Source organism: Pseudomonas sp. CM25 (assembly GCF_013179705.1).
Lineage (GTDB): Bacteria > Pseudomonadota > Gammaproteobacteria > Pseudomonadales > Pseudomonadaceae > Aquipseudomonas.
The window spans coordinates 1-9,412 of sequence record NZ_JABMCW010000222.1; the positions used below are offsets into that span (position 1 = coordinate 1).

At 64.9% G+C, this 9,412-nt stretch carries 12 protein-coding genes; 4 read left to right on the plus strand and 8 right to left on the minus strand.

Annotated features, from left to right (window positions below; translation table 11 throughout):
• A partial coding sequence (locus tag HP546_RS20440) for a benzoate/H(+) symporter BenE family transporter (protein WP_172228835.1) occupies positions 1 to 556 on the minus strand: 556 nt, incomplete at its 3' end.
• 177 nt (positions 557 to 733) lie between these two features.
• Between HP546_RS20440 and HP546_RS20445 the strand changes: the two genes are divergently transcribed.
• The gene (locus HP546_RS20445) at positions 734 to 1,336 is read left to right on the plus strand and encodes a glutathione S-transferase family protein (protein ID WP_172228837.1); all 603 of its coding nucleotides are present in this window, start codon (positions 734 to 736) and stop codon (positions 1,334 to 1,336) included.
• Between the two features lie 132 nt (positions 1,337 to 1,468).
• On the opposite strand, the gene HP546_RS20450 is transcribed toward HP546_RS20445, so the two are convergent.
• The 5 genes from HP546_RS20450 to HP546_RS20470 form a co-directional block, all read right to left on the minus strand.
• On the minus strand, positions 1,469 to 1,840 hold the full coding sequence (locus HP546_RS20450) for a glutaredoxin (RefSeq protein ID WP_172228839.1): 372 nt from the start codon (positions 1,838 to 1,840) through the stop codon (positions 1,469 to 1,471).
• Positions 1,841 to 1,900: 60 nt separating this feature from the next.
• Entirely contained in the window at positions 1,901 to 2,446 is a 546-nt protein-coding gene (folE, locus tag HP546_RS20455; RefSeq protein ID WP_172228841.1) for a GTP cyclohydrolase I FolE, read from the minus strand.
• Between the two features lie 69 nt (positions 2,447 to 2,515).
• Positions 2,516 to 3,076 (minus strand): Smr/MutS family protein, encoded by a 561-nt coding sequence (locus HP546_RS20460; RefSeq protein ID WP_172228843.1) that lies wholly within the window; start codon positions 3,074 to 3,076, stop codon positions 2,516 to 2,518.
• Positions 3,077 to 3,247: 171 nt separating this feature from the next.
• Positions 3,248 to 3,568, minus strand: a complete 321-nt coding sequence (locus HP546_RS20465) for a hypothetical protein (RefSeq protein WP_172228845.1) — start codon at positions 3,566 to 3,568, stop codon at positions 3,248 to 3,250.
• 85 nt (positions 3,569 to 3,653) lie between these two features.
• Positions 3,654 to 4,244, minus strand: a complete 591-nt coding sequence (locus HP546_RS20470; protein WP_156859403.1) for a cysteine hydrolase family protein — start codon at positions 4,242 to 4,244, stop codon at positions 3,654 to 3,656.
• A gap of 180 nt (positions 4,245 to 4,424) precedes the next feature.
• Between HP546_RS20470 and prmB the strand changes: the two genes are divergently transcribed.
• Entirely contained in the window at positions 4,425 to 5,333 is a 909-nt protein-coding gene (gene prmB, locus HP546_RS20475; protein ID WP_172228847.1) for a 50S ribosomal protein L3 N(5)-glutamine methyltransferase, read from the plus strand.
• A gap of 110 nt (positions 5,334 to 5,443) precedes the next feature.
• Here the strand turns inward: prmB and HP546_RS20480 are convergent, their stop codons facing one another.
• Both HP546_RS20480 and HP546_RS20485 read right to left on the minus strand, forming a co-directional pair.
• Positions 5,444 to 6,226: a hypothetical protein gene (locus HP546_RS20480; RefSeq protein WP_172228849.1), complete on the minus strand. Its 783-nt coding sequence runs from the start codon at positions 6,224 to 6,226 to the stop codon at positions 5,444 to 5,446.
• A 65-nt stretch (positions 6,227 to 6,291) separates the two neighbouring features.
• Positions 6,292 to 7,254, minus strand: a complete 963-nt coding sequence (locus tag HP546_RS20485; protein ID WP_172228855.1) for an alpha/beta hydrolase — start codon at positions 7,252 to 7,254, stop codon at positions 6,292 to 6,294.
• Between the two features lie 235 nt (positions 7,255 to 7,489).
• Between HP546_RS20485 and aroC the strand changes: the two genes are divergently transcribed.
• Both aroC and HP546_RS20495 read left to right on the plus strand, forming a co-directional pair.
• The gene (aroC, locus tag HP546_RS20490) at positions 7,490 to 8,581 is read left to right on the plus strand and encodes a chorismate synthase (protein ID WP_172228851.1); all 1,092 of its coding nucleotides are present in this window, start codon (positions 7,490 to 7,492) and stop codon (positions 8,579 to 8,581) included.
• 130 nt (positions 8,582 to 8,711) lie between these two features.
• Positions 8,712 to 9,412: MFS transporter (locus HP546_RS20495; protein ID WP_172228853.1), on the plus strand; the 701-nt coding region annotated here is incomplete at its 3' end.

Consider the following 9,412-nt stretch of genomic DNA (forward strand, 5'->3'; position numbering starts at 1 on the left):
CCACCAGCAGCGCAGCCAGCACGCAATAGCGCGGCGACAGGCGCTTGACCAGCAGGTAGCTGAAGAACATGCCCAGTACCAGCAAGGTGCGGTGCTGCGCGGCGACGAAGATCTCGCTGCCGATCTTGAACAGGATGCCGGCCAGCAGCGCCGACGCCAACGAGGCCGGAATGCGCTTGACCAGCCGCTCAAAACTGCCGGTCAGGCCGCACACCAGCACCAGCAGGGCGCAGGTGATGTACGCACCAATCGCTTCGCCATAGCTGACCCCGCCCAGGCTGGTGATCAGCAAGGCGGCGCCGGGGGTGGACCAGGCAATGGTGATGGGCGTGCGGTAGCGCAGCGACAGGCCGATGCTGCACACCGCCATGCCGATCGACAGCGCCCAGATCCATGACGAGATCTGCGCAGTGGTCAGCCCGGCGGCCTGGCCTGCCTGGAACATCAGCACCAGTGAGCTGGTATAGCCGGTCAGCATGGCGATAAAACCGGCGACAACCGCCGACGGGGAGGTATCTGCCAGGGGCCGCAGGCGTGCGGAAGTGGCATCGGTCATGAACAAAATCCTTGTAAAGGTGTAAGCAGTTTTTTCAGACTACAGCGCGAAAGGTTGATCCTTGCCATACAGCGGCCATTGCTTTTAGCCGTACAGTCGCCAACTATTGGGCGGGATTACACAACTGCACAGGTTGGCGCCCGACATGGGCATTTCTGTTTCACAGGGGGAGGGGCGATGTACAAGGTCTATGGCGATTACCAGTCGGGCAACTGCTACAAGGTCAAGTTGATGCTGAGCCTGCTGGGCAAGCCCTATCAATGGCACCCGGTGGACATCCTCAAGGGCGAGACCGAAACGCCCGAGTTCCTGGCCATGAACCCCAACGGCAAGGTGCCGGTGCTGGAGCTTGAAGACGGCAGCTACCTGTGGGAGTCCAATGCCATCCTCAACTACCTGGCCGATGGCAGTGCGTTCCTGCCCAGCGAGCCGCGCCTGCGCACTCAGGTTTTGCAATGGCAGTTCTTCGAGCAGTACAGCCATGAGCCGTACATTGCCGTGGCGCGCTTCATCCAGTTTTACCTGGGCCTGCCGGATGACCGCGTAGAGGAATACCGCAAGCTGCACAAGGGCGGCTACAAGGCGCTGAAGGTGATGGAGCGGCAGCTGCAGATGACCCCGTACCTGGTGGGTGAGCAGTATTCGATTGCCGATGTGGCGTTGTATGCCTATACCCATGTGGCGCAGCAGGGCGGGTTCGACCTGGCCGACTACCCGGCGGTACGGGCCTGGCTGGAGCGCGTCGCCAGCCACCCGCGGCATGTGCCGATGGTGGGCTGACCTTCAGCCTGTACCGGCCTCTTCGCGGGTGAACCCGCTCCCACAGGGATTACCACCGTATTCAGCCCTGTGGTAATCCCTGTGGGAGCGGGTTCACCCGCGAAGAGGCCGGTGCAGGATGGTTACAAATCCTCAGACCGAAGCAAACCGCTCATCCAGGTAGGCAATGATGGCCTTGGACTCATACATCCAGGTCACCTTGCCGGCCTCTTCAATGCGCAGGCACGGCACTTTCACCCGCCCGCCACCTTCCTGCAGGGCCTGGCGGTGCACCGGGTCGTTCTTGGCATCGCGCAGCGCCAACGGCACGTTCAGGCGGTGCAGGGTGCGGCGGGTCTTGACGCAGAACGGGCAGGCATGGAACTGGTACAGCGCCAGGCCCTTGGCCGCTTGCTCGACGCGGGCCTGGGCCGCGGCGTCGCGCTTGCGCTTGGCCGGGCGGCTGACCCAGTCACCGAACACGATGAGCTGGCCGAGGCCAACCCGCAGGGCTTTGACGATCATGGGCAACTCCTGAAATGCAAAAGGCCGACCCGGCAGGGTCGGCCTGGTGTCAGCGACCGATCACTTGATCAGGCTGAGGAACTCGCTGCGGGTGGCGGCGTTATCGCGGAACTCGCCCAGCATCACCGAAGTGATCATGCTCGAATTCTGCTTTTCGACACCGCGCATCATCATGCACATGTGCTTGGCTTCGACAACCACGGCCACGCCTGCGGCGCCGGTGACCTGCTGCACGGCTTCGGCGATCTGGCGGCTGAGGTTTTCCTGGATCTGCAGGCGGCGGGCGTACATGTCGACGATGCGCGCCACCTTCGACAGGCCCAGCACCTTGCCCTTGGGCAGGTAGGCCACGTGGGCCTTGCCGATGAAGGGCAGCATGTGGTGTTCGCACATCGAATACAGCTCGATGTCCCGGACCAGCACCATTTCGCTGTTGTCAGAGCTGAACAGCGCGTTGTTGGTGACTTCTTCCAGGGTTTGCTCATAACCGCGGCAAAGGTACTTCATCGCCTTTGCAGCCCGCTTGGGCGTGTCGAGCAGGCCCTCACGGGAGACGTCCTCGCCAATCTGGCTGAGGATCTCGGTGTAGTTCTGTTCCAGGGACATGGATCTACCTGTTGGAAAAATCGCAAAAACGAAGGGTACGGCGGCAACGGCGGCGCTGCAAGCGCGGCGTTACTCGTCGCGGCCTTCGAGCATGGTTCGCTTGAGCATCACATACACCGCGCCAGTGCCGCCGTGGCGGGCGCTGCACGAGGCAAAACCGAGCACCTGCTGGTGCTGGCGCAGCCAGGTGTTGACGTGGCTCTTGATCATCGGGCGCTTGCCGTCCAGGCGTGCGGCCTTGCCGTGGGTCACGCGCACGCAGCGCACTTCCAGCTTGGTGGCTTCGGCGATGAAGTCCCACAGCGTCTCGCGAGCCTTTTCCACGGTCATGCCGTGCAGGTCGAGGCTGCCTTCGAACGGGATCTGGCCCAGCTTGAGCTTGCGCAACTGGCCTTCCTGCACGCCGTCGCGGCGCCACATCAGCTCGTCTTCGGCGCCAACGTCGATGACGAACTGGTCGGACATCCCGTCGATCACCAGGGCTTTGTCACTGCGCACGGTCGCCGCCTGGCGCAGGCCGGCCAGCTGGGTGCGGTCGGCCTTGGGCTTGCCGACTTCGGCGCGGTCGTGCCGGATCGGTTTGACACCGCGCACTTCGGCCTTGAACAGGGAAAAATCGTCGTCTTGCATGATGCCTCCACGTGGGCGGCGTAGTTTACGCGACTGTGGGGCCTTCTGCAGCCTGTGCCGGCCTCTTCGCGGGTAAACCCGCTCCCACAGGATCGCTACAGGCCCGGGCAATCCGACATCCCTGTGGGAGCGGGTTCACCCGCGAAGAGGCCCGCAAAGGCTATACACACATCAATCGTGTTTTTTCATCAGGTGCGGCGACAGGTTCAATTCCCGCCCCCGGCGCAAGCGAATGCGGCTGCGCCGCCAAAAGCGTACCCCCAGCCACAACAGCAGCAAGCCCGCCCCGGCCAGGATGCCGGCCAGCGGTTTGTTGGCGTTGAGTTCCGCCAGCGCAGGGTAGTTGCCCAGCAGGCCGGCAACCCCGGCCATTGCCAGCAGCACGCCTATTGTCGCCAGCAGGGCCGACAGCCCAGCCGCCAGGCGAGCGCCCCAGTTACGCGGTTCGCGCGGGCGCAGGCGCTTGGCGTCAAAACTGCCTTTGAGCTTCATTCCGCTCTCCTCTGTGGATATCCGGAATTCGACCTGCTGCCGCCCATCGGGTTCCGCCCGGCTGCCGGGCGGTCGTGCCCGCTGTTCAGATCAGGCTGGCGGTGGGGGCCACGCAAGCGAAGTTGTCGGCCATCACGGCCATTTCGCATTGGTGGATCTGTGCGGCCGGAATCACCCCGTCCTTGAAGGCCAGGTCACGGGTGGCCGAGGCGTCTTCCACCAGGGTGCACCGATAACCATAGTCCTTGGCGCGGCGCACGGTGGTGCTGACGCTGGAATGGCTCATGAAACCGCAGACAATCAGGTCCAGATGCCCCAGCGCCTGCAAGGTTTCGTGCAGCTGGGTGTTCTTGAAGGCGTTGGGCATGCGTTTTTCGATGACGGTTTCGCCTTCCAGGGGCTCCAGCCCCGGGATGAACTGGCCGGCCGGGCCTTGGGGGTCGAAGCGGCCACCAACGGTGCCCAGGTGGCGAACATGGATGATCGGACGGCCGCTCTTGCGCGCGGCGTCGAGCAACCTGGCGATGTTGGCCACGGCCTCGTCCATGCCCGACAGCTGCAGGGGCCCACTGAGGTACTCCTTTTGCGCATCGATGATGATCAGGCTGGCGTGGCTCAGCTTGGCCGGCGGGTAGTCGCGGCCAGTGAGGCGGAACATCGTGGTTGGAACGGACATCAATGGCTCCTTGAGCAGGGCTTTTGTACACCTATTCTCCCTTGCATTGGCGCCAATGGGAATGGTTGACAACGCAAGCGGCGTAGTTACTGGCTTGTGGCTAGCCTGGGGGCGATCCGGGGGAACAAATGTACGGCCTGGGCTGTTAGACTTTTGTACGGTCTGAAATAGGAGTACCCCGTGATCACATCCCGTCTGCGCACGCTGCGCGACTACATCCGCTGGGCGGTCAGCCGCTTCCACGAGCATGATCTGTTCTTCGGCCACGGTGCCGACAACGCCTGGGACGAGGCCCGCCTGCTGGTGCTGGGCGCGGTGCACCTGCCGTGGGAAGTGGCCGACAGCTACCTGGACTGCATGCTCGAGGACGACGAGCGGGTACGCCTGCAGCACCTGTTGAAACGCCGGATCGAAGAGCGCGTGCCGGCCGCCTACCTGCTTGGCGAGGCCTGGTTCTGCGGCATGTCGTTCATCGTTGACGAACGGGTGCTGGTGCCGCGTTCGCCGATTGGCCAGTTGATCGAAAAGCGCTTCGAGCCGTGGCTGGCCAGCGAGCCGGCGCGCATCCTCGACCTGTGCACCGGCTCGGGTTGCATCGGCATCGTCGCCGCCGACGTGTTCCCCGAGGCCGAGGTGGTGCTGGCCGACCTGTCGTTCCAGGCCCTTGAAGTGGCCAACCAGAACATCGAACGGCATGGCCTGGACGGCCGTGTGTTCACCGTGCAGGGTGACGGCTTTAGCGGCTTGCCGGGGCAGCGTTTCGACCTGATCCTGTCCAACCCGCCGTATGTCGATGCCGAAGACTTCGACGACATGCCGGCCGAATACCACCACGAGCCCGAGCTGGGCCTTGCCTGCGGTAATGATGGCCTGGACCTGGTGCGGCGCATGCTGGCCGAGGCGGCAGACCACCTGACCGACAAGGGCTTGCTGATTGTCGAAGTGGGCAACAGCCAGGTGCATGTCGAGGCGCTGTACCCTGAGGTGGACTTCACCTGGCTGGAGTTCGAGCGCGGGGGGCATGGCGTGTTCATGCTGACCGCCGAGCAGTGCCGCCAGCATCAGGAACTGTTCAAAGGCCGGGTCTGACCTGCAGGGCCTCTTCGCGGGTGAACCCGCTCCTACAAGGCCATCACTGGCCTCGGGCCCGGTGCTATCCCTGTAGGAGCGGGTTTACCCGCGAAGCAGGCAACGCGGTCTCAGCGGGTAGCAATCCAGATCAGCAGCCCTGCCTGAAACACCGCAAATGCCACCAGGCAGGTGATGGTAAAGCGCAACCCGCTGTCTTCCCGGTGGTACTTGGCCACCCGCTCATCGCGCTCGCGCAATTGCGCTTCCTTCTCCAGCAATTGCTGGTCAGCCTGCTGCAGCAGGTTGGCGGCATCCAGAATGTCCACCCGCTGCAGGCGCTCGTTGCTCCAGGCCGCTTTCAGCTGGCCCACGGGCATGTCCACGGTGCGGCCCTTCAGGTGCTGGCTGTCTTCGTACTCCACAGCGATACCCACCCCGCGCAAGCAGTGGTCACGGCGCAGGCGCGAGTCTTCGCTCAGCGCATCCTTGCTCGGCAGCGCCATGCCCTCGACCCGGTAATGCGACCAGCGGCGTTGCAGCCACTGCGCAGCCTGGGCCAGCAGGAAGCGGCCGATGCCCCGGTTGACGGGCTCCAGTTGCAGGCCATGCTCGCTGCCGATACGCACCAGGTGCTCGGCATGGTCGACGCGGATGTCCAGGCGGTTCTGCTCTTTGTGCACCTTCTGCCCGGGCAGCTGGATCTCCATGCGCAGCAGGCTGTGCGCCTTGTCATGGCGCTCGGCATAGCCGAACTGCACAAAACGCAGCGGCCGCGCGCCGGTGCTGCGGTCGGTGGGCAGGGCGGCCAGGCGCAGCAGCTGGAAGTGTTCCGGGGCCAGGTCGGCCCAGGGCAGGGCAGGGGGTTGCTGGGCCTCTTCGGCCGGCTCTACGGCGGCGGGTGTGGTTGTCATCGGGGCTTGTCCTCGGCTATGCCTGCTGTATCGGCAGGCTTGCCAAGGACCTGAGCCTGTTCAGCTCACGCCGAAGGCAAATGCTGGATGAATGTCACAATCCGCTCACCCAGTTCCTGCGCCAGCGGTAGCTCGGGGTTGAGGTAGCTGTCGCGCTGCTGGCTCATGCCCTTGGGGCTGATGCGCAGCATGTGGTTCATGCCGTCGATCAACACCAGCTGCGCATCCGGCTTGGCGGCCTTCAGCCGTTGGGCATCGACCACGTCCACCTGCACGTCGTTGCGCCCCTGCACGATCAGCGCGGGCATGGGCAGGCGGGCAAAGGCTGCAGCCGGGTTTTGCCGGAACAGCGAAATCAGGTACGGCTGCACACTGGGGCGAAACACCTGGCGCAGCGGCGCCGGCACTTCCAGGCTGGTCTGCCCGGCCTGCAGGCGGTCGAGCAGGGCGCTGCCACCGGCCAGCTGCGCCGGCGGCAGGCGTTGTGCCAGCTGCTCGCGCAGCACATCGGCCAGCGGGCGGCCGCTGCCGGCCAGGGTGATCACGGCGCTGGCGCCGGCCCGCTCGGCGGCCAGGCTGGCGATCAGTGCGCCTTCGCTGTGGCCGATCAATATCAGCGGGCCAAAGCGCGGGTCGGCCTTGAGCTTGTGGCTCCAGGCGACCACATCGGCCACGTAGCGCTCCACGCTGAGGTCACGCTCGTCGGGCGTGGCCGGCTGGCTGGCAGCCACACCGCGCTTGTCGTAGCGCACGCTGGCGATATGCTCGTTGGCCAGCAGCAGGGCCAGGCGCTTGAGGTTGTCTACCCTGCCTGAAGCCGGGTTGTTGCCGTTGCGGTCGGTGGGGCCGGAGCCGGCGATGATCAGCACCACCGGTGGCGGGGTGGCCTGTTGCGGCAACAGCAGGCTGCCGTGCAGCACACCCTGGCCGGTGTCCAGGTCAATCGGGCGTTGCAGCACGGTGGGGGCGGCGGCCTGGGCCAGGCCGGAGCACAACAGCAGGAACAAGGCGACGAGGCGCGACATCAGGCGGTACTACATGGGGAGATGAGGGTTTGACCCAATGTCTGCGGGAAGGTTCTCGGGCTTTGTATGCAGGTTCGGCCTCATCGCCGGCAAGCCAGCTCCCACAGGGAATCCACAATGCCAGGGCCTGTGGTAAACCTGTGGGAGCCTGCTTGCCGGCGATAGGGCCAGTACAGACAACCAATCCATCTGTATACTGCCGCTTTCGTCCATTTCAGGCTGATCTCGCGGAGCGTCCATGTCCGGCAATACCTACGGCAAGCTGTTCACTGTCACCACCGCTGGCGAAAGCCATGGCCCGGCGTTGGTCGCCATTGTCGATGGGTGCCCACCCGGCCTGGAAATTTCCCTCGCCGACCTGCAGCACGACCTGGACCGGCGCAAGCCCGGCACCAGCCGGCACACCACCCAGCGCCAGGAAGCCGACGAGGTGGAAATCCTCTCCGGCGTGTTCGAAGGCCGTACCACGGGCTGCTCGATCGGCCTGCTGATCCGCAACACCGACCAGAAGTCCAAGGACTACTCGGCGATCAAGGACCTGTTCCGCCCGGCCCACGCCGATTACACCTACCACCACAAGTACGGCATCCGCGACTACCGCGGCGGCGGCCGCAGCTCGGCCCGCGAAACCGCCATGCGCGTGGCCGCCGGTGCCATCGCCAAGAAGTACCTGGCCACCCAGGGCATCACCGTGCGCGGCTACATGAGCCAGCTGGGCCCGATCGAAATCCCGTTCAAGACCTGGGAATCGGTGGAGCACAACGCCTTCTTCAGCCCCGACCCCGACAAGGTGCCGGAGCTGGAGGCCTACATGGACCAGCTGCGCCGTGACCAGGACTCGGTAGGCGCCAGAATCACCGTGGTCGCCGAGGGCGTGATGCCGGGCCTGGGCGAGCCGATCTTCGACCGCCTCGACGCAGAGCTGGCTCACGCGCTGATGAGCATCAACGCCGTCAAGGGCGTGGAAATCGGCGCCGGCTTTGCCAGCGTTGCCCAGCGCGGTACCGAACACCGTGACGAGCTCACCCCCGAAGGCTTCCTCAGCAACAACGCTGGCGGCATCCTCGGTGGCATCTCTTCGGGTCAGCCGATCGTGGCGCACCTGGCGCTGAAACCGACCTCCAGCATCACCACCCCGGGCCGCTCCATCGACGTTGACGGCAACCCGGTGGATGTCATCACCAAAGGCCGCCACGACCCTTGCGTGGGCATTCGTGCCACACCGATCGCCGAGGCAATGATGGCCATTGCGCTGATGGACCACCTGCTGCGCCACCGTGCGCAGAATGCCGATGTGCGCGTGAATACCCCGGTGCTGGGCCAGCGCTGATTCCCCTGCACCGGCCCTATCGCCGGCAAGCCAGCTCCCACAGGTACCCCACAGTCTTCAGGTATGAGGTGATCCTGTGGGAGCTGGCTTGCCGGCGATAGGCCGGCCCAGGTTCCCACAAGGCCACCCCATGCAACCCATCCCCTACTGGCGCCTGTCCACTTTCTACCTGTTCTACTTCGCCCTGCTCGGCTCCACCGCCCCGTTCCTGGCGCTGTACTTCGACCACCTGGGCTTTTCCCCGGCGCGCATCGGCGAGCTGGTGGCCATCCCCATGCTGATGCGCTGCGTGGCGCCCAACCTGTGGGGCTGGCTGGGCGATCGCAGCGGCCAGCGCCTGCTGATCGTGCGCCTGGGGGCGTTGGCGACCCTAGCGAGCTTCGCCCTGATCTTCTTCGGCAAAAGCTACGCCTGGCTGGCATTGGTCATGGCCCTGCACGCGTTCTTCTGGCATGCCGTGCTGCCGCAGTTCGAGGTGATAACCCTGGCGCACCTGCACGGGCAGACCGCGCGTTACAGCCAGGTGCGGTTGTGGGGCTCGATCGGCTTCATCCTCACCGTGGTGGGGCTGGGCCGGCTGTTCGAATGGCTGAGCCTGGATATCTACCCGGTAGCGCTGGTGACCATCATGGCGGGCATCGTCGCGGCCAGCCTGTGGGTGCCCAATGCCCAGCCGGTGGAGCAGGGCGAGCGCCGCAGCGCGGGTGGTTTCCTGCAGCAGCTGCGCGCCCCGGGGGTGATCGCATTCTATGCCTGCGTGGCGCTGATGCAGCTCAGCCACGGGCCGTACTACACCTTCCTCACGCTGCACCTGGAGCATCTGGGCTACAG

Coding starts and splice junctions, on each gene's coding strand:
- HP546_RS20470 (WP_156859403.1), bottom strand. CDS start 4,244: ATGTCCGTTCCAACCACGATGTTCCGCCTCACTGGCCGCGACTACCCG.
- HP546_RS20465 (WP_172228845.1), bottom strand. CDS start 3,568: ATGAAGCTCAAAGGCAGTTTTGACGCCAAGCGCCTGCGCCCGCGCGAA.
- HP546_RS20450 (WP_172228839.1), bottom strand. CDS start 1,840: ATGATCGTCAAAGCCCTGCGGGTTGGCCTCGGCCAGCTCATCGTGTTC.
- aroC (WP_172228851.1), top strand. CDS start 7,490: ATGTCCGGCAATACCTACGGCAAGCTGTTCACTGTCACCACCGCTGGC.
- folE (WP_172228841.1), bottom strand. CDS start 2,446: ATGTCCCTGGAACAGAACTACACCGAGATCCTCAGCCAGATTGGCGAG.
- HP546_RS20460 (WP_172228843.1), bottom strand. CDS start 3,076: ATGCAAGACGACGATTTTTCCCTGTTCAAGGCCGAAGTGCGCGGTGTC.
- HP546_RS20480 (WP_172228849.1), bottom strand. CDS start 6,226: ATGACAACCACACCCGCCGCCGTAGAGCCGGCCGAAGAGGCCCAGCAA.
- HP546_RS20445 (WP_172228837.1), top strand. CDS start 734: ATGTACAAGGTCTATGGCGATTACCAGTCGGGCAACTGCTACAAGGTC.